The sequence below is a fragment of the Microvirga arabica genome (assembly GCF_016811235.1).
Classification (GTDB): domain Bacteria; phylum Pseudomonadota; class Alphaproteobacteria; order Rhizobiales; family Beijerinckiaceae; genus Microvirga; species Microvirga arabica.
The window spans coordinates 15,168-35,857 of record NZ_JAFBID010000009.1 but is presented as its reverse complement, the minus strand read 5'-3'; the positions used below and the strand labels follow the sequence as shown (position 1 = coordinate 35,857).

Here is a 20,690-nt window from a genome sequence, read left to right as displayed (position 1 = left end):
CGGATCATGGCGACCGAGAACAAGAAGATGAAGGACCCGGCTGAAGCAGCCCTGACGGCTGTGGAGCAGGCACTCAACCTCGAAGAGACTTTCGTGATCCACACCCCGTCCCGGCCGGGGGACAAGCCCTTCGGCGATGAGCCCAAGCTGCCGGATATCGACGATCACGACTTCACCAGGGGCCCCTTCGGGCTTGGCTCCGACTCCCTTTCCGCGCATGCCGACGACCACGACCCGCGGCTCGACGACATGGCCCGCTCCAGTTTCATCGCCCCCGACCGGAATGCCGTGGCCAACGACGACCGCCAGAATGTCGGCGTGATGCTGCAGGCGCTTCAGGTTCGCCCTTCCCGCCGGGCCTACTGGATGGCCGCGCTTCTGTCCCTGCTCTGGCTCGGCGGCATCGGCGCCCTCGTCTATACCCAGGGCATCACCACGCCCGAGCAGCTGCTCGCCACGTTCTCCACGTCCCAGCTGGCGCTCGGCGCCGTGGGTCTCGTCGGGCCGATCTTCCTGTTCTTCATTGCCGCCATGCTCACCGTGCGCTCGCAGGAGATGAAGCTGGTGGCCCGCGCGGTCGGCGAAGTGGCCGCACGCTTGGCCCAGCCCGAGAACTTCTCCACCGACGCGGTCCTCTCCGTCTCGCAGGCCGTGCGCCGTGAAGTGGCGGCCGTGGGCGACGGCGTCGAGCGGGCGCTCGCCCGCGCCGGCGAACTCGAGACCCTCGTTCGCAGCGAAATTTCCACCCTGGAGCGCGCCTATTCCGACAACGAGATCCGCATCCGCTCGCTCATCGACGAGCTCGTGGCGCAGCGCGAGGCCATCGTGTCGAACGCGGAGCGCGTGCGTGGCTCGATCACCGGCGTGCACCAGAACCTGATCCAGGATCTCGACGGTGCCAGCGAGCGTGTCGTATCCGCCGTGAGCGGCGCAGGCGACAAGGTCACCGCCTCGCTTGAGAAGCAGGGCGACCACATCACCCAGGCCTTGGGCCGCGCCGGCGAGCGCGTCGTCGAAGAGATGGCCAGCCGCGGCGTCGAGCTGGTCGATCGCCTGGCGGGTTCCAGCGACGAGATCAAGAACGGCATCTCGGAGGTGGGCGTCACCATCACAACCGCCCTCGAGAGCAAGGCCCAGGACATCACCGGCGCCTTCGAGCGCACCGGCGACCTCCTGACCCGCCACCTGCAGGAAGGCGCGAGCCAGGTCACCCGCACTCTGGCCGAGACCGGACGCGGCGTGATCGACGCCCTCGCCCAGCAGGGCAACGATGTGCGCGAGGCCTTCGAGCAGACGGCCCGCACCCTGGAAGACAGCTTCGCCCAGCGCGGCGCCGAGATCACCGAGAAGCTCGCGGCCACCGGCGGCGTGATCGCCGACGACATCTCCGCTCGCACGGCCGAGATGCGCGACCAGATCGCGGCAGCCGGCACTTCCGTGAGCGAGGAGATCGTGACCCGCGGCACGCAGATGCGCGAGCAGCTCTCCGAGACCGGAGCCACCCTGGTTGAGGCCCTCACCACCAGCAGCAGCACCGTGCGTGAGGAGTTCGCCCTCACGGCCTCCTCGCTCATCGAAGAGCTTGCCACCCGCGGCGGCTCCCTGCGCGAGCAGCTCGCCAGCACCGGGACCGGCGTCGTCGACGAGATCGTGCTGCGCGGCAATGAGTTCCGCGAGAGCCTGGCCGCTACGGCGGGCGACGTCACCCGCGAGATCAGCCAGCGCGGCACCGAGGTGCGCGAGCACCTGGAGAGCGCCGTGCGCCTTGCCGACGAGTCCATCGGCACCCGTGTCGAGGATCTCGCCAGCCGGCTTGAAACCGCCAGCCTGCGCGTCAGCGAATCCGTCACCGTTCAGGGCCAGGCCCTCGAGACCAGCCTCACCCAGGCCGGCGAGCGCCTGTCCACCCTCATGGGCTCTCAGGTCGAGGAATTCCGCTCCGCGTTCGAGACCCGTGGTCAGGAATTCTCCGACACCCTCTCCCTCCATACCGAGGGCGCGCAGACCCGCCTCGCCAATACGGCCAAGGAGATCGTGCTCGCCATCGCCAGCCAGGGCTCGCGCGTCAACGAGGCCCTCAACCGCACTGCCGAAACCCTGTCCACGACCGTCGACACCCGCACCCGCGAGATGGAAGAGACCCTTGTGGCCCGCCTCACGGCCCTGGAGGACGTCACCACCCGCGGCAGCGAGGTGGCCGAGCGCATCTCCCGCGATGTGGGCAGCATGACGGAGACGATCACCGGCCGCCTCGAAGAGATGGACCGCCTGATCACCGTGCAGGGCCGCACCGTGGCCGAGTCCTTCACCGAGCGTGCCCGCGAGGCGACCACCGCCATCGAGACGCAACTTTCGGCCCTTGAGGAGCATGCCTCTCGCCGCTCCACCGAGATCACGGCCAACTTCGACACCATCGTCGGGCGGGTCGACAGCGTGCTCGGCGCCCGCTCCACGGCCCTCAACGAGGCCCTCGTGGTGCGCACCGGCGAGATGGCCCGCGTCATGGCCGAAGGCGGCCGCGACGTGGCCACGGCCCTGCAGGCCCGCGTGGACGAGATCAGCCAAGCGATCACTGCCAAGACCAACGCCATCGCCGATACCCTGTCGTCCAAGGCCGAGCAGATCGGCCTCTCCCTCGACAGCCGCATCGCCTCGATCGACGAGGTTCTGGGCAGCCGTGCAGACGAGATCGCCGAGACCCTCGGCACCCGTGCCTTCGAGATCAACCAGACCCTGGGCAGCCGCGCGGAAGAGATCGCCGCGACGCTGGGCAGCCGCACCGAGGAGCTCGCTGCCGCTCTCAACCAGAGCGTCACGATGCTCGAAGACAGCGTAGTCAACCGCCTGACCGGCGCGGCCGAGGCCATCGACGAGCGCGGCCAAGCCATTCTCGGCTCCCTCACGGGCCGCATCGGCGAGATCCGCTCGATCTTCGACACCCAGGGCGCCTCGCTCGTGGAGGCTCTAGGCAGCCGTGGCGAGGTCATCGGCCGCGAGGTCGCGTCCATCAGCGATACGACCCTGCTCAGCCTCGAGGAGCGCAGCAACGCCGTCATCGAGAGCCTGCAGGACCGCAGCACCACCCTCCTCTCGTCGCTCCAGGAGCGCACGATGGAGCTCACCGCCTCCTATCTGCAGTCGACGGAGGCCGTGCGCGCGTCCATCAACGAGGGAACCGAGCAGACGGTGGAGGCCCTCACCGGCGCCAACGAGCGCCTGCGCGGCGAACTCACCGACGTGCTCGGCCGCCTGACCGACGCCAACCGCATGCTCCAGCAGGTGGCGGTGTCCGCCAGCAGCAATCTCGGGGCTGTCGAGGACGGGCTCGCCGGACGTGTCCAGCACATCGAGACGCTCCTGTCGGAGATCGCCACCCAGACCGGCCGCGCCTCCGACCAGGTCGCCGAGCAGGTCGACGAACTGCGCAACGTGTCGTCCGGCGCCATCCAGCAGGCTCTGGAGCTGGCCCGCAGCCTCGAAGAGCGCGGACAGGCTCTCACCAGCACGACCACCGAGCAGATGCGCACCCTCACCGAGGCGGCCGCTGCCTTGGAGAGCGTCGAGGCTCGCATGAACGAGGCGCTCTCCAGCCGCCAGCAGGCCCTGGACGAGCTCCTGACCCGGATCGGCGAGCGCTCGCAGGATCTCGAGTCCGTCACGCGGTCCTTCACCACCCTCCTGGAGGGCTCCCTCCAGAACGCCGAGGCCAAGGCGCGCCAGATCGGCTCGGTCCTGTCGTCGGCAGCCGACACCACCACGGCCGCTATCGGCGAGCAGTTCGAGCGTATTCGGGCCACCACGGGCCAGGAGAGCGAGCGGACAGCAGAGGCCCTGCGCGCCAGCTACGAGCAGGCCACCGCCGAGATGGCTGAGGCCCTGAGCAACGCCATCGCGAAGTTCCGCGATGCCATGGGCGAGCTGCGCGGCATGACCGGCAACATCCAGCGTGAGCTGGAGGCCACTCGGGCTGAACTCCGCCGCGGCGTCGTCGAGCTGCCGCAGGAGACCCAGGAAACGACCGCCAACATGCGCCGTGTCGTGGCCGACCAGATCAAGGCTTTGAACGAGCTGTCGGCCCTCGTGTCGCGCTCCAACCGCCTCGTCGACGCGGCTCCCGCGGCCCAGCCGCGCAAGGCGGCCGTCAACGAGACCCCGGTTGCCGCGACCATGGCGGCGGTCGCCGCCGCGGTCGAGCAGCGGATTGCCCAGACCCCGGCTCCTGCCCCGGCGCCCGCCCCTGCTCCGGCACCGGTGGCGCGTCAGGCGGAACCGAAGCCTGCGCCCGCTCCGGCCCCTGCGCCCGTGCGCCAGGTTCAGCCCGCGGTCGAGCGTCCGGCTTCCCGTCGTCAGGAGGCCCCCGCCCCTGAGGCCGGTGCCCGTGGCGGCTGGCTATCGGATCTCCTGAACCGGGCCTCCCGCGAGGATGCGGTGGAGCCGGCCCGCAGCCCTGCAGGCCGTCCCGACCGCGCCCGCACCAACAGCCTCGAGTCGCTGGACTCGATCTCGGTCGACATCGCCCGCATGATCGACCACGACGCGGCCGTGGAGCTGTGGGACCGCTACCGCCGCGGCGAGAGCAACGTGTTCACCCGCCGGCTCTACACCCTGCAGGGTCAGCAGACCTTCGAGGAGATCCGCCGCAAGTACGGCCGTGACGACGAGTTCCGGCAGACGGTGGACCGCTACGTGGAGGAGTTCGAGCGCCTGCTGGCGGAGGTCTCCCGCGACGACCGCGACTCCATGCTGACGAAGACTTATCTCACCTCGGAGACCGGCAAGGTCTACACCATGCTGGCCCATGCGAGCGGCCGGTTCGACTGAGCGGGTCTAGTCTCGATTGAGTGCGAAAAACGCGGCCCCGGGCTGCGTTTTTTGTTGGTGGTGCTGCCTAATCCACAGTGTCATTCCCGGCCGGAGCGTCAGCGGAGGGGAAGGGAATCCATAGCACCGAGCGCGTGAGTGGATCCCCTTCCCTCGCTCCGCTCGCCGGGGATGACACCTGCACCGTCATGGCCGCACTCGTTGCAGCCATCCACGTCTTTGAACCATTGCGCCATAAAACGTGGATACCCGGGACAAGCCTGGGCATGACGATCTACTCAAGCTGAATGTGGTGAATTAATCGGCTCTTCTAAGCCGGCGCCCGGTCTTCACCCGCCGCAGCGGTACCCGGATCTTCGCGGCGCGGCAGCTGGCTGCCGCTGACCCAGCGGACGATGTCGAGCATGACCACGGACAGCGCCTCATCGAGGGCGCGGGCCGCGTTCGGGGCGTCGACGGCACTGGCCGGAATGCTGGCGCGGAAGATCCGGCCATTGACGATGCGGCCGTCCCGGTCGCTGACGATCTTCACGGAAATCTCGGCGACCGCCTGATTGTCCGGGGTTGAGATCTCGAAGCGCCGAAGCTCGGACACGAGTTGGACGTCGGCCACCGCACCGCTGCTTGGGCGGGAGACGCCCCGGATCTGGGAGGCATTCTCGAAGGTGTTGATCAGGCGGGTTTGAACCAGGCGGGGCAGGTTGTCGGCCCACTGCCCTCCTCCGATGAACGACACGGAGCCGCTGGCATCCTTCACCAGGATCTGCTGGGTCGAGAGCTGCTGCAGGGCCGCTGGCTCGTTCACCAGAACCTGGACGCCGGATGCCCCCCGGATTCGGGCGGACGGCGCCGAGAGGTCGAAGGTGGCGGGCGCAGGTCCCGACGAGCAGGCACCCGTCAGGGCAGCCAGGAACACTACCGGGGCAAGGCGCCGGAGCAGGCAGGCTCGATCAGTCTGGGGAGTTACCACGGAGGATCCACGCATACTGGTTACTTAACGGCGTCCATTGTACTCGGGGAGGTTCGAACGGCCACCGAAAAGAAACTGCTGTGGATTACGTTCGATGCTGCGCACCGCCCGACTGATATCACCAAGGGTCTTGCGCCCCTCGACGGCCAGGGCCTCATATTCCCGCAGGCCCGAATCCGTGAAGCGGCCCACGCCGGACAGCACCCCCTGGATGCCTTCGGTCCGGGAGTTGAGGTCGTTGGCAAGCTCCCGCACGGAAACAGCAGCGGCACGGATTTCGTCGAAGGCTCCCTTGCCCGCTTCGCCGGAGGCCGAGCCGAGGAACTTCTCTGCTCCAGCCAGGACGCCGTCGATGCGATCCGCCGACTTGTTCAGCTTCTCGGTAATCGAGCGTGCCTCCTGGATCGCCTTGTCCACGTCGGGGCTGCGGCGGCTCAGGGTCTGGGTGAAGGTGTCGATGTTGTCGACCGTGCGGCCAACCTTGGCCGGATCGACGGCCTGGGCGAGCTCGGCGATCTCGCTCACGGCCCTGTCCAGCTTGGGCGCGGTGACATTGAGGGACGCGATCAGGCTTGCGGCATCCCGGAGGGCGTTGTTGATCGTCTCGCGGTTTTCGCCAAGAGCCCGGGTGAAGTTGTCCGTGTTCTCGACGATCCGGGAGACGCGCTGCCCGTCGATGGAGCTGGCGACTTCCTCCACCTTGTCGACGGTGCGGCCGATCTTGGCCGGATCGATGGCATCCGCAATGTTCGCAATGTCGCCCACGGCGCTGTCGAGCTTCGGCGCAGTCTCGTTGAGTCGAGCCACGAGGCTGTCGGCGTTGCGCAGGGTGTTCTCGACTGCCTGGCGGCTTTCGCCCAGGGCCTGGGTGAAGCCTTCCACGTTCTCGACGATGCGCGTCACGCGCTGCGGATCGACCGCGCGCACGACCGTGTCCACGTTGGTGGCGAGGGTCTCAAGCTTCTCGGCCAGGGGACCAACCTTCTCGGCCGCCTGCCCCACCTGGGCCAGGAAGCGGTCGATGCCCTCGGCGTTCTCGCCCAGGGCCTGGGAGAAGCGCTCCACGTTCTGGATGGTGCGGCTGATCGAGGCTTCGTTGTCGGTGACAACGCGCCCGACCCGCTCCAGCACATCGTCGGCCCGGCGGGCAATGTTGCGGGCGCTCTCGATGAGGTCCTGGAAGTCGGATCGGTCGGCGAAGATCGTCGGCATGGGCTGGCCGGGACCGGCGACCAGCGGGGGCGCGCCGGCCTCGCCGCCGGTGAGGCCCACATTCGCGACGCCGGTCAGGCCCTGGTATTCCAGGCGGGCGCGGGTGTCGGCCCGGATCGGCGTGCTGCTGTTGACCGACGCGATGGCCACGACCCGGCGCGGATCCTCCGGCAGAAGCTCAAGGCTCGACACCTCACCGACGCGCAGACCGTTAAAGGACACGCTCGAGCCCTGCGAAAGGCCCGAAACCGATCCGGAAAACACGATGCGGATCGTCTGGCGCGCCTGCCCCCGCTCGCCACCGGAGAACCAGTAGACGAAGCCGAAGGCGGCTGCGATCACCGCCAGGGTGAAGAGGCCGATCAAGGCGTAGTTTGCACGCGTTTCCATCGTTACCCTTGAGCGTCGCCGGCCATGACCGCGCGTGCCCGTTTCCCATGAAAATAAGAGCGAAGCCACGGATGGTCAGAGGCCAGCATCGCCTCGATGGGACCCTCCGCGAGAATTTTTCCCTCGCCCAAAGCCGCTATCCGGTCGCAGACCGAGTAAAGGCTGTCCAGATCATGGGTTACCATGAATACGGTCAGGCCTAAAGTCCGCTGTAACGTCGCAATCAGGTCGTCGAACTCGCCGGCCCCGATCGGGTCGAGGCCGGAGGTCGGCTCGTCGAGGAAGACGATTTCCGGGTCGAGGGCCAGCGCCCGCGCCAGGGCCGCGCGCTTGATCATGCCGCCCGACAGCTCGGAGGGCAGCTTGTCGGCGGCGTCCGGGTTCAGGCCCACCATCTCGATCTTGAGCATGGCCAGCTCGTCCATCAGCCGGTCCGACAGGCGTAAGTATTCGCGCATGGGCACCTGAATGTTCTGCTTCACGGTGAGCGCCGAGAAAAGTGCGCCCTGCTGGAACAGCACGCCCCAATGGCGTTCCAGCTGCCGGCGCTCGTCCGGTGACAGCTCGTCGAGGTTCCGGCCCAGCACCTCGATGGTGCCGGCCCGCTTGCGAACGAGCCCGAGGATGGCGCGGGTCAGGACCGACTTGCCCTGGCCGGAGCCTCCGACGAAGCCCAGGATCTCGCCGCGATAGACGTCGAGATCCAGTCCTTTGAGGATGGTTCGCTCTCCGAAGCCGACCTCGACGCTGCGGGCGCGGATGATGACCTCGCGGTTCTTCGTCAGGTCGGGGTGGCGGCGCTCGAGCATCATGTCAGTAATTGATTGCTGCAAAGAACATGGCGAAAAGGCCGTCGAGCACGATGACCATGAAGATGGCCTTCACCACCGAGGAGGTGACGTGGCGGCCGAGCGATTCAGCGGATCCGGCAACCGCCATGCCTTCCAGGGTCGCGATGATCCCGATGACCACCGCCATGAACGGCGCCTTGATCAGGCCGACCAGGAAGGTGTTCAGGCTCACGGCGGCTCTCAGGCGCTCCAGGAAGATGTCGGGGCTGATGCCGCCATAGACCCAGGTGGTCAGCCCGCCGCCCACGAGGGCCGCGATGGACGCTATGAAGGTCAGGAGCGGCAGACCAATGATCAGCGCCAGGATGCGTGGGACGATCAGGACCTCGATGGGATCGAGGCCCATGACCCGCAGGGCATCGATTTCCTCCCGCATCTTCATGGAGCCGATCTCGGCGGTGAACGCCGAGCCGGACCGGCCCGCGACCATGATGGAGGTCAGGAGCACGCCGAGCTCACGCAGGACCAGGATGCCGATCAGGTCGATGACGAAGGGCGTCGCGCCGAACTTGATCAGCTGGAAGATGCCCTGCTGGGACACGATGCAGCCCACCAGGAACGAGATCAGCACGATGATGGGCACGCCGCGATAGGCGATCTGCTCCAGCTGGTTGATCACCGCCGTGCCGCGGAAGCGGCGGGGATGGATGACCACGCGCACCATCGCGGAGATAAGCTCGCCCAGGAAGCCAACGCCGCCGACGAGATCCTTGCCGGCCCCGGCCACGCTCTGGCCCACATCGACGAGGAAATCGACCGAGCGGGCATGCCGGGGTTTCGGCTTGTCCTCGAAATCGCGGTAAGCCGCCTCCTCCAGGAGGATCTTCTGCTCCGGCGAGGCATTGGCGAAATCCGCCTGCCCCTTGGATGACAGCTCGTGGCGGGTCCGGTCCAGGGTCCAGGCGCCGAGGGTGTCGAGCCGCTCGACGCCGCTGAGATCGAAGAGCACCGGGAAGCTGTCGGCTTCCGCCTCGATCTCGCCGACGAGAGCCTCCACGCGCTGGGCATACGGCGCCGTCCAGGGGCCGGACAGACGCACCGTCGTCTGCCCGCCTGCGCGGTCGATCGTCATATCCGGCCCTTGAGCCAGGGTGCCCTGCGCCACGATTGTCCCTTCGGCATTGATTCCGCTTGGTGATAGCGTGTCATTGCGCCACAAGTCGAGACGAACTTCATCACGAGAAGCCAAGAGAATGCGTCAGCTCACCGTTTCCATCGACCGTTTTCCCATTGCCGGGAAGTTCACCATTGCCCGGGGCTCCCGCACCGAAGCCGTGGTGGTCACCGCCACTATTGCGGAAGGCGGCGCCGTCGGGCACGGGGAATGCGTCCCCTACCCGCGCTACGGTGAGACGGTCGAGGGTGTGGCGGCGGCCATCGAGGCCATCCGCCCCCAGATCGAGGCGGGCCTGACCCGAGAAACCCTCCAGACCCTGATGCCAGCCGGCGCAGCCCGCAACGCGGTCGATTGCGCCCTGTGGGATCTCGACGCCAAACGCTCCGGCATCCGCGCCCATGTGACGGCCGGACTCACCCGCTGGCCGCCGGTCACCACCGCCTACACGATCAGCCTCGATACCCCGGAGGGGATGGCCGAGGCCGCGGCAAAGGCCGCCGAGCGGCCGATCCTCAAGGTGAAGTTCGGCGCTCCCGACGGTGATATCGAGCGTATCAGGGCCGTGCGCCGGGCAGCCCCCCAGGCGACGCTGATCGCCGATGCCAACGAGGGTTGGACGGAGGCCAATATTGAAGGGCACCTCGCGGCCTGTGCCGAGGCCGGCTACGCCCTGGTGGAGCAGCCTCTCCCCGCCAAGGACGATGGTTATTTGAGCCGGATCTCGCGTCCCGTTCCGATCCTGGCGGACGAGAGCGTTCATGACCGGGCCAGCCTCGACCGGCTGGTAGGCCTCTACGATCTCGTCAACATCAAGCTCGACAAGACCGGCGGCCTGACGGAGGCCCTGGCTCTCGCCGGTGCGGCGGAGGCCAAAGGCTTCTCCATCATGATCGGCTGCATGGTCGGCACCTCGCTCGCTATGGCGCCCGCCCTGGTGCTTGCGCCGCGCTCCCGCTTCGTCGACCTCGACGGTCCGCTCCTTCTGGCCAAGGACCGGGAGCCGGGCCTGCGCTACGAGGGCAGCCTCGTCTATCCGCCGGAGCCTGCCCTCTGGGGCTGAGCTTTCTGCATCCGGATGATGACCAGCATCAGCAGAACCCCGATGGCTCCCAACGGAGCCATTGCGGCAAACACACCCGCTCCCACCTCGCTGTAGATCAGGCCGCTCACCATGGTGGAGGCGGCCGTGGTCAGGGCCGCAAGCGACCCGTAGATGCCCTGCGCCCGTCCCCTCGCCTGCATCGGGGCGAGCGCCGTCAGCGCTGCCATGGTGCCGATATGGGTCGCGGCAAACGACAGGGCGTGCATGGCCTGGAGCACGAACATGACCTCCACGCCGGGCTGGAGCGACATGATCGTGAAGCGGATTGCCGCCGCTGCCGAGCCGATCAGGATGAGCCCCACGCCGGATCCGCGCCCGACCGCCCGGCCCAGAAAGATGAAGACAAGAATCTCGGTGATCACGCCGGCGGCCCAGAAATAGCCGATCACCTCGTCGGAGAAGCCGATGGAGCGCCAGTAGATGCTGGCGAAGGCATTGAGCGCACCATGGCTGCCCTGGGTCATGGCGCCGGCGATCAGCACAATCCACAGAATGAGCGACAGCTTCGGAGGCGCTCTGTCCTTCTTGGGCTCATCCTCGATCATGGGCTCGGGAACGTCGTGAGGAACCACTGTGAAGGTGGCAACGATGCCCAGGATGGGGATGAGAGTCAGGGCAACGATCACGGCACTCGCCCCAAACGCCCCGACCAGATAGCCGCCGATGATGTTGGTGATGAAGAAGGCCACGGAGCCGGCACCCCGGATCCGGCCGTAGTTCAAACCGGGATGCTTCTGGACCGCATTGGTGGAGACGAGGTCGTTGCCGGGGATGATGCAGGACTGCGCAACGGCCACGAGGGCCACCAGGGCGATGATTGCAATGTTGCTGTCGCTGAGCAGGAACAGGGGAAAGCCGATCAGCTGACCCAGATGACTTGCCAGAAGAAGCCGCCGGGCCCCGAAGGAGCGATCCGCGAGGCTCATGAGCGGCGCGGTTGCCAGGATGCGCACGACGATGGGAATAGCGACGACGAACCCGATCAGCGTCGGGGACAGATCCTTGCTCTGCAGCCAGAGCGGGAAGAACGGCAGGTACATCCCATGGCTGGTGAAGCTAGCGGCCTGAAGGGTACCCAGCCGAAGTTCGAGAGCAGTGAGCGGATGCATCGCGGGCAGGGTCTTCCGGGGCCAAAATGGCTCAAATCAACAAGAATACGGTGCACGACACCCTCTCTAAAGCGTTAGAGGGGTTGAGCGTGCACCCGCTTTGGACCCATCTGATGGGAGAGTGGAATCAGACCCTGGCGCAGATGGACCCGGGCACCATGCCCGATGAAGAGACAGACGTCACGCTCAGCGACCTGGATTTCGACACCATCGAAGCCGCCGTGATGGAAACCGCCCGCGGTCGCTGGTTCCTGAAGGAATATGCCAGACGCAACCGCAACGCGGACACCCAGGCCGTGCTGGAGGCTCTGTACCGGCTGAAAGACAGGCCGCTCGACGCCGGCACCGTCGCTCCCCTCAAGGCCTATCTGGAGGACATGGCCGCCGCCATCCAGCGGACTATGCAGGAGGTGCGATCCTTCCCGACCAACCAGTCAGCTGACATTTCGGAGGCGGAGCTTCAGAGCGCCGCCGAGCAGCGCATCCGGCAGATGATCCGGACGCTCCTCTATCTCGAGGGCCAGATCCAGCGGATGATCGACGTCAACAAGGTCGAGATCGAGCGCACCGAGGTTTCGCTGGAAGCCAACCCTTTCGACGGTGAGAAGGCCCGGGATCTCCATCCTCACCCTGCCTTCCTGATGTAGCGGCCGCTACGGCCCTGCGTGAGCGGTCTCGATGTTGGAGAAGAACTGCCGGGCGCTCTCCTGCCAGGTGAAGGTCTCGCCATAGGCGCGGCAGCTTTCGTGCGGGATGTCGAGCGCCTCGAGGGCGGCCTCCCTTAAGTTCTCCTTGAGGATCCCGCATCCGGAGGAGCCGATCACATCCATGGGTCCTGTCACCGGGAAGGCCGCGATGGGCAGTCCGGAGGCGAGCGCCTCAAGCAGGACGATGCCGAAGGTGTCCGTGAGGCTCGGAAAGACGAACACATCCGCCGAGGCATAGACCCGCGCGAGGTCCTCACCCGTGAGCGGGCCGAGGAAGCGAGCCGCAGGGTATTTCACCGCCACCTCGGCCCGTGACGGGCCATCGCCGACGATGACCTTTGTGCCGGGAAGATCGAGACCGAGGAAAGCCTCCAAGTTCTTCTCCACGGCGACGCGGCCGACATAGAGGAAGACGGGCGCCGCAGCATCCAGAACCCGCTCGTTGCGCGGCCGGAACAGGGTGGTGTCGACGCCGCGCGTCCAGCGCATGATGTTCCTGAAGCCGCGCCCGGTCAGCTCCCGTTCGAGGGAGGGCGTGCTGACCATCATGGCGCGTGCGCTTTGGTGAAAGCGCAAAAGCGCCCGATAGGACCATGATTCAGGGATCGGCGTGCGGGCGGCGACGTATTCGGGAAAGCGCGTGTGATAGCTGGTGGTGAAAGACCGCCCCTGCCGCGAGCAGGCGAGGCGCATGGCCAACCCGATCGGCCCCTCAGTCGCGATATGGACGTGGGTGGGTTCCACCTCGTCGAGAATGCGGGCGACGATCCCCGGCCGCGTCAGCGAGAGGCGGATCTCCGGATAGGTCGGCATGGGAAAGGAGCGGAAGCGCTCCGGCGTCAGGAAGATGACTTCGGCGCCGAAGCGCGGAGCCTCCTCGGCCATATGCTCCAGCGACCGTACCACGCCGTTGATCTGGGGACGCCATGCATCGGTGGCGATCAGCACGCGCATCATGCTGCCCGCTCGCTGAGCTTCGGTACATCGGCGCTCTGTTCCGCGGCCCTTTCAAGCTGGACATCCGTCCACCGGACCAGCTGGAAGGAGCCGTCGTAATGCTCGACCACGGCGGTGCAGGACTCGACCCAGTCGCCGGTGTTCACGTAAGCCACCCCGAACTGGTCGTGCATGACCGCATGATGGATATGGCCGCAGATCACCCCGTTGGCCTCATGGCGCGCGGCCTCGGCGGCGAGCAGTTCCTCGAACCGGCTGATGTAGTTGACGGCGTTCTTGACCCTCAGCTTGGCCCAGGACGAGAGGGACCAGTAGGTCAGCCCGAGCCGGCGGCGGATCATGTTGAGATGGGTGTTGACGAAGAGAGCGGCCGTATAGGCGCCGTCCCCGAGGAGCGCCAGCCAACGGGCGTGCCGGACCACGAGATCGAATTGGTCCCCATGGATCACGAGGTAGCGCTTGCCGTCGGCGGCCTCGTGCAAGGCGTAATCCGCCAGCTCGATGCCCCCGAGGTTGACCCCAAGATAGTCGCGCAGGAACTCGTCATGGTTGCCGGGCAGGTAGATGAGGCGTGCCCCTTTCCGGACCTTGCGCAGGAGCTTCTGCACCACGTCGTTATGGGCCTGCGGCCAATACCATCCCGATTTCAGCTTCCATCCGTCGACGATATCGCCGACGAGATAGATGGTGTCGGCATCGTAGGCCTTGAGGAAGTCGAGCAAGGCGCCTGCCTGGCACCCCCGGGTCCCCAGATGGAGGTCCGACAGGAACAGCGTTCGCACGCGTATGGGATCCGAATCCTGAGCCATGGGCCTCCCCGACGAGTTTGCAGCCTCCAGACAATCGGATTCGCATCTCGCCGCCGTGACGGTTTTCCTGCAGATTTGTGACGGCGCAGAACTGATTCGCGGTTGCCCTCTCGGCCCGCGCTGCGCCGCTGCGGATCGGATGGAGATCACCGATGGGTGTGCCTGACTTGGTAGGACTGGCCGGAGTTGCTGCCTATCTCTCGGCCTACGGCCTGCTGCAGCTGGGCACGCTGAAACTCGAAGATCCGCGCTACGCGTTCCTTAACGGCCTGGGAGCGTTGCTGATCCTCTACTCGCTGGCCTTCGACTTCAATCTGGCGTCCTTCGTCACGCAAACGGCCTGGCTGGCTCTCACGATTATCGGCTTCATCCGCTCCCGCGCGCGGCGAGCCCGGACGACCTAGTTCCGATCGGAGCCCATGCACCCGGCGCAGGGCCTTTCGACCGAATGAGGCTTCACGCAGCCGCCTGAACGTGGTTGTCTGCGTGCCCTCGCCAGCGACCCACCCGTGACGATGCGCCTCCTGTGAAACCACTCCTAGGGATATCGCTCAAAGTCCTGTCCGCCCTCGTCTTCACGATGATGTCGGCGACGCTCAAGACGATGATGGTCCGCTACCCTGTGGGAGAGGTCGTGTTCTTCCGCTCGGCCTTTGCGCTGCTCCCTCTCCTGGTGTGGCTCAAATGGCAGGGGGATCTCATCAACGCGGTGAGGACGAGGAACGTGGTCGGGCATTTCAAGCGCGGCCTGATCGGCACGAGCGGCATGTATCTCGGCTTCGCGGCCCTGTCCTACCTGCCGCTCCACGATGCCATCGCCATCGGATATGCCTCGCCCCTGATCGTCGTGATCCTGGCGGCTTTGCTCCTCAACGAGAAGGTCCGGGCCTACCGCTGGACCGCCGTCGCCGTCGGTTTCTTGGGCGTTCTGATCATGCTCTCGCCCTATCTGAAGCTCGACACCTTCAGCGGAGGCTTGAGCGCCGGGCCGACCCTGGGCGCTCTCTGCGCCTTTGCCGGCGCCTTCTGTTCCGCGGGCGCCATGATCCAGGTTCGCCGCCTGACGGCTACCGAGAAGACCGGCGCCATCGTGTTCTATTTCTTCATCCTGGCCTCGGTCCTTTCCCTCTGCACGATTGCCTTCGGCTGGCGCATGCCCGATGCCCAGGACTGGGCCCTGTTCGTAGTTGCCGGGATCCTGGGCGGGATCGGGCAGATCCTGCTCACCCAGAGCTACCGTTTCGCCGACACCTCCGTCATCGCCCCCTTCGAGTACACCACCATGATCTGGGCGCTTCTGTTCGGCTGGTTCGTGTTCGGGGACCTGCCCACCGCGACCGTGCTCACCGGCGCCACCATCGTGGCGGCAACCGGCCTGTTCATCGTGTGGCGCGAGCACCAGCTCGGATTGCTGCGCACCAAGGAGTTCCAGGCAGCACCCCAACGGCCCGGCGTGTGAAAAGCCTGCGAAGGGGAAAAGGCAAAGACCGCAGCCGCACCGGCGCTTGACCCGCCCTGCCGATTACCCCACAACCGTTTTGAGGAACGAGCGTACGGTTTTTCAGAACAGAGGCAGCGATGGGCGTCGAGGGCAAAGAACGGAACCGGGAGCTGGAAACAGGCGCACAGGTTCTGTCCGGCAACATGGGCAAGACGATCCAGCGCCTGCGCAAGGCCTATAACCTGTCCCTGTCGGAGCTTGCTGAGCAATCCGGCGTCGCCAAGTCCATCATCAGTCAGATCGAGCGCAACGAGACCAACCCGACGCTTGCCACCATCTGGCGGCTGAGCCAGGCCCTCGACGTCTCGATCGAGCGGGTTCTCGCCTCGGGGGACGAAGAGCCCTTCATCGAGAAGTCGTCCAAGGCCGACACGCCGATCCTCGTGTCGGAGGACGGCAAGATGCGGCTTGCCATCATCGGCTGGCTCAAAACCATCGAATGGCTGCAATGGTACGACGTGCAGTCGGAGCCCGGCGGCGTGCTCGATTCCGACAGCCATCAGCGCGGCTCGGTGGAATGCCTGTCGGTTCTCGAGGGCGAGTTCGAGGTCGAGGTGGGCGGCGTCGTCCAGCAGGCCAGGGCCGGCGAAAGCCTCCGCTACCGCTGCGACCGCCCCCATTCCGTGCGCTGCATCGGCGACAAGCCCGGCCGCGCCACCATGGTCTGCATCCTCAAGGCCGCCGTGATGGATTGAGGCTTGCCCTCAATCCCCGATCTTCCACGCCTTATTCGGGCCCCTTGAAGCCCTGCCTCGGCGGCAGGGACAGAAGGTACTCGGCCATGGCCTGACGGTCCGCATCGGGCAATTGCGCCGTGTTGGCCACAACGGCGCCCATGGGTCCGCCGACCGTGTCGAACAGCGGCGTCTCGCCGGTCTTCAGGAGCGTCGCCAGTTCCTCAGGAGACCAGCCGCCAATCCCTGACTGATGTGGCGTGATGTTGGGAACGATGCCCCTGCCCTCCGGGTCGGGACCGCCGGCGAAGCGGCGCTCCCCGATGATGGCCCCGGCAACATTGCGCTCGCTGTGGCACTCGACGCAGTGACCTGGTCCTTCGACCAGGTAGGCTCCCCGGTTGAGACTGGCCGATTTCGATGCATCCGGCTTGAAGATCTGTCCATCGAGGAAGGCAAGCTTCCACAAGCCCACACCCCGGCGGATGTTGAAGGGGAACGGCAGTTCGTGGTCCCGTACGCGGCCTTCCACGGCGGGCAGCGTCTGCATGAAGGCGAAGAGGTCGGAGAGATCCTCAGCACTCATGCGCTGGTAGGACGTGTAGGGAAAGGCCGGATAGTAGTGGCGACCGTCGGGCGACACGCCCTCGCGCATGGCCCGGATGAAATCGGCCGTCGTCCAGGAGCCGATGCCGTCCTGTTTATGAGGCGAAATGTTCGGGACGTGGAAGGTGCCGAAGGGGGACTTCAGGGCATAGCCGCCGCCGAGCCGCAGCTTGTCGTCATTGTTCGGCACCGCATGGCAGGAGGTGCAGCCTCCGGCGAAGAACATGACGCGGCCGTTCTCCACATTCGGGGCACGGTTGGCATCCGGAGCAGCCGCCTCGGCGCGGACGAGGCGATAGGCTGACGGTGATGTGAGGGCCACAAAGCCGATCACGCCGAGAATGATCAGGGCGACCAGCCCTATGAGCGCCTTACGCATCGCCTCTTCTCCAAATGAAACGGGCGGCCCAAGGGCCGCCCATTGCTCAGCATCGTCCGATCAGGAGGTCTTCTTGCGGAACTCGTTGTGGCAGGCGCCGCAGTTCTGAAGCACCTTCGGCATCTCCGTCTTGAAGGAGGCCTCGTCCTTGATGTTGGCCAAGGCAGTCTGAGCGTCCTGGCTCATCTTGTTACCAATCGACTCGAACTTGGCCTTGTTCTCCCAGATCGCCGGCAGAGCCTCGGTCTTCTCGGCGTTCTTCGAGCTTTCCGGGAAGAGCGTAACGAACTTCTTGGAATTCTCAGAGAACACCTTCAGGCCGGCCTGAGCCTTGGCGAGGTCGAAGGGCTCCTGGCCGCGCATCATAGCTCCGATGGGACGGGTCTGCGCGCCCATCTCCTTCATCAGAGCCTGACGCTGCTCGACTACGTTGCTCTGGGCAATGGCGGCAGTCACCCCAATCGCCAAAAGGCTGGCGACAAATATTGTACGCTTCATTTATGTGTTTCCCCTCGTGGGCGCGACAGACAGTTTTTCCAACTGTCCTCAGCGGGCCGACATTAGCGCATAAGTACTCAAGCTTGAGCACTCTACTTTAGAACACATCTATGTGATCTTTCGGTGAAACGAGGCTTATTCCACCGGTTCGCCCGCTGCAGCCCAATCCTTGAACCCGCCCTTGTAGTGCTCGCGGATGTCGCGACCCGCCGCCTGGGCAAACTCAATCGCTCGGACGGACCGGACCCCTGCCGCACAGGAGAAAACGATTCGCTTGCCCTCGGGCAGGCTCGAGGGATCGAAGGCCGAAAGCGGATGAGAGACGGAACCGGGAATATGGCCTGCGGCGAATTCATGTGGCTCGCGCACGTCGACCAGCAGAAGCGAACCCTCGCTGAGCCCCTGCTTGATGGCCTCACGGTCGAGATCAATGACGTGCTTCGCTTCACTCATAGAAAAGTCCTCCCTGCTGTGCCTGCCACATACCGGCATCGCAGGGAGGAGCGCAATCGGAGCTCTTACGAAAGCGGCGGGATCCGCAGCACCCAGCCCGGCTGGATCATGTCGGGATCCTTGACCGGCGGGGAATTGGCCTTGACGATCTCGGTGTATTTCGCGCCCTTGCCCTTGCCGTAGTGCTTCTCGGCAATCTCCCAAAGGGTATCGCCCTTCTGGACCGTGTACATGGTGGACTCGGCTGAAGGCTGCTGAACCTGGAGACCCGACGTATCGACCTCTGCGACCCCGTAGGTGTTGCCGAGGGAGAGGATGATCTTCTCGGCCTCCTCCTGGGTGGCGGCCTGACCCGAGAGCTTCACCCGGTCGCCTTCGACGTTGATCCCGAGCTTGCTCGCGTCGAAGCCATGCCCCTGGACCTCCTGCTGCAGCTTTTCCGGCGTGGCGGCTTCGGCGCTGCCGCCGAAGATCTTGGCGCCGGCCTCTTTGATGAACTTGAACAGACCCACGTCGTCCTCCTCTCGTTGCGCCTGACCTTGAGACAGCCAAGCTGAGACGATGACGCGCGGGGCTTCGAACGGTTCCGCTTCAGCCGAGACTCGAGAACACGTCCGCCAGGGAGGGGAGCCGGTCCTTGAGCCGCAGAAGCGCGATCAGTTCGATCTGGACGATGGCCGTCGCGAATTCCTGCTCCGGGTCATGCTCCAACCGCTCCTCAAAGGCTGCCAAGATCTCGTGCTTGGAGCGTCCCTTCACCGCCATGATGAACGGGAAGCCGAATTTTTCCTTGTAGAGGTCATTGAGGGCCAGGAAGCGGTCGCGCTCCTCCTCCGTCAGGCTGGTGAGCCCGGCTGAGGATTGCTCGTTGCGGGAATCGGCCGTGAGGTCGGCGAGCTTGAGACGCCCGGCGAGATCCGGGTGGGCGTTGATCAGCGCCAGCTTCTGCCCGTGGCTTGCGCCTGAGAGCACATGCACCATCGCAGCATGAAGGCCCTCCGCCGTATCCTGCCCGGTGGTGAGGCCGGCATCAAAAGCGCGTTCGGCAATCCAGGGCGAGTGCTCGAAGATATCGCCGAAGGCTTCCACGAAGAGCGCGCGGGTCATGGTGCTGGGTTTCAAGCCCGCCGGGCGATGCTGCCGGAGCCAGCGGCGGGCAATGTCGATGCGCTTGGCCACCCAGACATCGTCATGGGAAGCCACGTAGTCTAGAAAGCGCGCCAGCGCGGCGGCCCGCCCGGGGCGGCCGACGAGGCGGCAATGGAGGCCGACCGACAGCATCTTCGGCGCGGTCTCGCCCTCCGTATAGAGTGTGTCGAACGAGTCCTTCAGATAGGCGAAGAACTGGTCCCCCGCATTGAAGCCCTGCGGGGTGGCAAAGCGCATGTCGTTGGCGTCCAGCGTATAAGGCACGATGAGCTGCTGCCGGTCGCCGTGCTGCTCCCAATAGGGCAGTTCGTCGGCGTAGGAATCGGCGCTGTAGAGGAAGCCGCCCTCCTCCGCCACAAGGCGGTTGGTGTGCTCCGAGGTCCGCCCCGTATACCAGCCGAGGGGCCGCTCGCCCGTGACCTCGGTGTGGATGCGGATCGCCTCCTTCATATGCGCCCGCTCCTCTTCCGAGGAGAAATCCCGGTAGTCGATCCACTTGAGTCCGTGGCTTGCAATCTCCCAGCCGGCCTCCTTCATGGCGGCGACTGCCTCCGGGTTGCGCATGAGAGCGGTGGCGACGCCGTAGACCGTGACCGGCATGCTGCGCTCAGTGAACATCCGCCACAAGCGCCAGAAGCCGGCGCGGGAGCCGTATTCGTAGATCGACTCCATGCTCATGTGCCGCTGGCCGGGCCATGCCTGGGCCCCGACGATCTCGGACAGGAACGCTTCGGAGGCGCGGTCTCCGTGGAGGATGCTGTTCTCGCCACCCTCCTCGTAGTTGATCACGAACTGCACGCAAATCCGGGCGCCGTTCGGCCAGCGCGGATGCGGCGGGTTGCGGCCATAGCCAACGAGGTCGCGGGGATAGGAGGCGGGCATATTCAGCTTCCTCGATAGGTGGAATAGCTCCAGGGGGAGGCGAGGAGCGGAACGTGGTAATGCCCGTCGGGCTCGGCGATGGTGAAGCGGATCGGCACGACGTCCAGGAATGGCGGATCGGCCATGGCCGTGCCGAGGGCCTTGAAATAGGCGCCGATCTCGAAGACGAGCTCGTAGGTTCCGATGCGGAACGCATCGCCGATCATCAGCGGCGCATCCGTGCGCCCATCCGCATTGGTGACGGTGCGCAGGACGGAGCGGCGCCCCTCGCCTTCGATGGCAAACAGCTCGATAGAGACGCCGCGGGCGGGCTTGCCGTTGACGGTATCCAGAACGTGGGTAGACAGGCGACCCATGAAACCTCGCGGCTGGGAGAAAGGTCAGATCGAACCCGGAATTCTTTCGGGGCTGCGCGTTCCGCGTCAAGCCGCATCCATTGATGCCGCCGTGGAAAGGCAAGGATTTCCTGAAAGGGTTCCTGTTGAAAAAGCTGCCGACACAGC

19 protein-coding genes are annotated in these 20,690 nt (G+C 65.7%); 6 read left to right on the top strand and 13 right to left on the bottom strand.

Annotated elements, in window-relative coordinates; genetic code table 11:
• Nucleotides 1-6 precede the first annotated feature (6 nt).
• The gene (locus JQC81_RS06845; protein ID WP_203271068.1) at nucleotides 7-4,821 is read left to right on the top strand and encodes an apolipoprotein A-IV repeat region-like domain-containing protein; all 4,815 of its coding nucleotides are present in this window, start codon (nucleotides 7-9) and stop codon (nucleotides 4,819-4,821) included.
• 310 nt (nucleotides 4,822-5,131) lie between these two features.
• Here the strand turns inward: JQC81_RS06845 and JQC81_RS06840 are convergent, their stop codons facing one another.
• From JQC81_RS06840 to JQC81_RS06825, 4 genes are read right to left on the bottom strand one after another with little or no spacing between them, the layout of a single operon-like run.
• The gene (locus tag JQC81_RS06840; protein WP_312887486.1) at nucleotides 5,132-5,791 is read right to left on the bottom strand and encodes an ABC-type transport auxiliary lipoprotein family protein; all 660 of its coding nucleotides are present in this window, start codon (nucleotides 5,789-5,791) and stop codon (nucleotides 5,132-5,134) included.
• Nucleotides 5,792-5,815: 24 nt separating this feature from the next.
• The gene (locus JQC81_RS06835) at nucleotides 5,816-7,393 is read right to left on the bottom strand and encodes an MlaD family protein (protein ID WP_246520281.1); all 1,578 of its coding nucleotides are present in this window, start codon (nucleotides 7,391-7,393) and stop codon (nucleotides 5,816-5,818) included.
• A gap of 2 nt (nucleotides 7,394-7,395) precedes the next feature.
• Nucleotides 7,396-8,202, bottom strand: coding sequence for an ABC transporter ATP-binding protein (locus tag JQC81_RS06830; RefSeq protein ID WP_203271167.1), 807 nt, complete (start codon nucleotides 8,200-8,202; stop codon nucleotides 7,396-7,398).
• A 4-nt stretch (nucleotides 8,203-8,206) separates the two neighbouring features.
• Nucleotides 8,207-9,316 (bottom strand): ABC transporter permease, encoded by a 1,110-nt coding sequence (locus tag JQC81_RS06825; RefSeq protein ID WP_203271166.1) that lies wholly within the window; start codon nucleotides 9,314-9,316, stop codon nucleotides 8,207-8,209.
• A 121-nt stretch (nucleotides 9,317-9,437) separates the two neighbouring features.
• On the opposite strand from JQC81_RS06825, the gene dgcA reads away from it, so the two are divergent.
• Nucleotides 9,438-10,421 (top strand): N-acetyl-D-Glu racemase DgcA, encoded by a 984-nt coding sequence (gene dgcA, locus JQC81_RS06820; RefSeq protein WP_203271066.1) that lies wholly within the window; start codon nucleotides 9,438-9,440, stop codon nucleotides 10,419-10,421.
• On the opposite strand, the gene JQC81_RS06815 is transcribed toward dgcA, so the two are convergent.
• Nucleotides 10,391-11,572 carry an MFS transporter gene (locus JQC81_RS06815; protein WP_203271065.1) on the bottom strand — a complete coding sequence of 394 codons (1,182 nt, stop codon included), beginning with the start codon at nucleotides 11,570-11,572 and terminating at the stop codon, nucleotides 10,391-10,393. The two genes, dgcA and JQC81_RS06815, sit on opposite strands and share 31 nt — an antisense overlap.
• A gap of 113 nt (nucleotides 11,573-11,685) precedes the next feature.
• Here JQC81_RS06815 and JQC81_RS06810 point away from each other — a divergent pair, with 113 nt between their 5' ends.
• The gene (locus JQC81_RS06810) at nucleotides 11,686-12,219 is read left to right on the top strand and encodes a hypothetical protein (protein ID WP_203271064.1); all 534 of its coding nucleotides are present in this window, start codon (nucleotides 11,686-11,688) and stop codon (nucleotides 12,217-12,219) included.
• A gap of 6 nt (nucleotides 12,220-12,225) precedes the next feature.
• Here JQC81_RS06810 and JQC81_RS06805 read toward each other — a convergent pair whose 3' ends face one another.
• Together JQC81_RS06805 and JQC81_RS06800 are read right to left on the bottom strand one after the other, a co-directional pair.
• Entirely contained in the window at nucleotides 12,226-13,233 is a 1,008-nt protein-coding gene (locus JQC81_RS06805; protein WP_281400237.1) for a glycosyltransferase family 4 protein, read from the bottom strand.
• Complete coding sequence (locus JQC81_RS06800) at nucleotides 13,233-14,045, bottom strand: UDP-2,3-diacylglucosamine diphosphatase (RefSeq protein WP_203271062.1); 813 nt, start codon at nucleotides 14,043-14,045, stop codon at nucleotides 13,233-13,235. The genes JQC81_RS06805 and JQC81_RS06800 overlap by 1 nt, the downstream gene beginning before the upstream one ends.
• A 152-nt stretch (nucleotides 14,046-14,197) precedes the next feature.
• On the opposite strand from JQC81_RS06800, the gene JQC81_RS06795 reads away from it, so the two are divergent.
• From JQC81_RS06795 to JQC81_RS06785, 3 genes are all read left to right on the top strand, one after another.
• A complete protein-coding gene (locus JQC81_RS06795; RefSeq protein ID WP_203271061.1) occupies nucleotides 14,198-14,449 on the top strand; it encodes a CBU_0592 family membrane protein in 252 nt (83 codons plus the stop codon).
• Between the two features lie 122 nt (nucleotides 14,450-14,571).
• A complete protein-coding gene (locus tag JQC81_RS06790; RefSeq protein WP_203271060.1) occupies nucleotides 14,572-15,504 on the top strand; it encodes a DMT family transporter in 933 nt (310 codons plus the stop codon).
• 119 nt (nucleotides 15,505-15,623) lie between these two features.
• Nucleotides 15,624-16,241: a helix-turn-helix domain-containing protein gene (locus tag JQC81_RS06785; protein ID WP_203271059.1), complete on the top strand. Its 618-nt coding sequence runs from the start codon at nucleotides 15,624-15,626 to the stop codon at nucleotides 16,239-16,241.
• A 31-nt stretch (nucleotides 16,242-16,272) separates the two neighbouring features.
• Here the strand turns inward: JQC81_RS06785 and JQC81_RS06780 are convergent, their stop codons facing one another.
• The 6 genes from JQC81_RS06780 to uraH form a co-directional block, all read right to left on the bottom strand.
• Nucleotides 16,273-17,205 (bottom strand): c-type cytochrome, encoded by a 933-nt coding sequence (locus JQC81_RS06780; protein ID WP_203271058.1) that lies wholly within the window; start codon nucleotides 17,203-17,205, stop codon nucleotides 16,273-16,275.
• Between the two features lie 60 nt (nucleotides 17,206-17,265).
• On the bottom strand, nucleotides 17,266-17,703 hold the full coding sequence (locus JQC81_RS06775; protein WP_203271057.1) for a c-type cytochrome: 438 nt from the start codon (nucleotides 17,701-17,703) through the stop codon (nucleotides 17,266-17,268).
• Between the two features lie 135 nt (nucleotides 17,704-17,838).
• Nucleotides 17,839-18,156: a rhodanese-like domain-containing protein gene (locus tag JQC81_RS06770; protein ID WP_203271056.1), complete on the bottom strand. Its 318-nt coding sequence runs from the start codon at nucleotides 18,154-18,156 to the stop codon at nucleotides 17,839-17,841.
• A 65-nt stretch (nucleotides 18,157-18,221) separates the two neighbouring features.
• Nucleotides 18,222-18,668, bottom strand: a complete 447-nt coding sequence (gene lysM / locus JQC81_RS06765) for a peptidoglycan-binding protein LysM (RefSeq protein ID WP_203271055.1) — start codon at nucleotides 18,666-18,668, stop codon at nucleotides 18,222-18,224.
• Between the two features lie 79 nt (nucleotides 18,669-18,747).
• Nucleotides 18,748-20,187 (bottom strand): allantoinase PuuE, encoded by a 1,440-nt coding sequence (gene puuE, locus JQC81_RS06760; RefSeq protein ID WP_203271054.1) that lies wholly within the window; start codon nucleotides 20,185-20,187, stop codon nucleotides 18,748-18,750.
• Between the two features lie 2 nt (nucleotides 20,188-20,189).
• Complete coding sequence (gene uraH, locus JQC81_RS06755; RefSeq protein WP_203271053.1) at nucleotides 20,190-20,543, bottom strand: hydroxyisourate hydrolase; 354 nt, start codon at nucleotides 20,541-20,543, stop codon at nucleotides 20,190-20,192.
• Between the last annotated feature and the right edge of the window lie 147 nt (nucleotides 20,544-20,690).

Bases quoted from the DNA above. Each gene is read 5' to 3' on its own strand.
- JQC81_RS06775 (WP_203271057.1), bottom strand. From the start codon at position 17,703: ATGAAGCGTACAATATTTGTCGCCAGCCTTTTGGCGATTGGGGTGACT.
- JQC81_RS06805 (WP_281400237.1), bottom strand. From the start codon at position 13,233: ATGCGCGTGCTGATCGCCACCGATGCATGGCGTCCCCAGATCAACGGC.
- JQC81_RS06825 (WP_203271166.1), bottom strand. From the start codon at position 9,316: ATGACGATCGACCGCGCAGGCGGGCAGACGACGGTGCGTCTGTCCGGC.
- JQC81_RS06780 (WP_203271058.1), bottom strand. From the start codon at position 17,205: ATGCGTAAGGCGCTCATAGGGCTGGTCGCCCTGATCATTCTCGGCGTG.
- JQC81_RS06795 (WP_203271061.1), top strand. From the start codon at position 14,198: ATGGGTGTGCCTGACTTGGTAGGACTGGCCGGAGTTGCTGCCTATCTC.
- JQC81_RS06785 (WP_203271059.1), top strand. From the start codon at position 15,624: ATGGGCGTCGAGGGCAAAGAACGGAACCGGGAGCTGGAAACAGGCGCA.
- JQC81_RS06835 (WP_246520281.1), bottom strand. From the start codon at position 7,393: ATGGAAACGCGTGCAAACTACGCCTTGATCGGCCTCTTCACCCTGGCG.
- JQC81_RS06830 (WP_203271167.1), bottom strand. From the start codon at position 8,202: ATGCTCGAGCGCCGCCACCCCGACCTGACGAAGAACCGCGAGGTCATC.
- JQC81_RS06800 (WP_203271062.1), bottom strand. From the start codon at position 14,045: ATGGCTCAGGATTCGGATCCCATACGCGTGCGAACGCTGTTCCTGTCG.
- JQC81_RS06810 (WP_203271064.1), top strand. From the start codon at position 11,686: ATGGGAGAGTGGAATCAGACCCTGGCGCAGATGGACCCGGGCACCATG.
- JQC81_RS06815 (WP_203271065.1), bottom strand. From the start codon at position 11,572: ATGCATCCGCTCACTGCTCTCGAACTTCGGCTGGGTACCCTTCAGGCC.
- JQC81_RS06770 (WP_203271056.1), bottom strand. From the start codon at position 18,156: ATGAGTGAAGCGAAGCACGTCATTGATCTCGACCGTGAGGCCATCAAG.
- uraH (WP_203271053.1), bottom strand. From the start codon at position 20,543: ATGGGTCGCCTGTCTACCCACGTTCTGGATACCGTCAACGGCAAGCCC.
- JQC81_RS06845 (WP_203271068.1), top strand. From the start codon at position 7: ATGGCGACCGAGAACAAGAAGATGAAGGACCCGGCTGAAGCAGCCCTG.
- puuE (WP_203271054.1), bottom strand. From the start codon at position 20,187: ATGCCCGCCTCCTATCCCCGCGACCTCGTTGGCTATGGCCGCAACCCG.
- dgcA (WP_203271066.1), top strand. From the start codon at position 9,438: ATGCGTCAGCTCACCGTTTCCATCGACCGTTTTCCCATTGCCGGGAAG.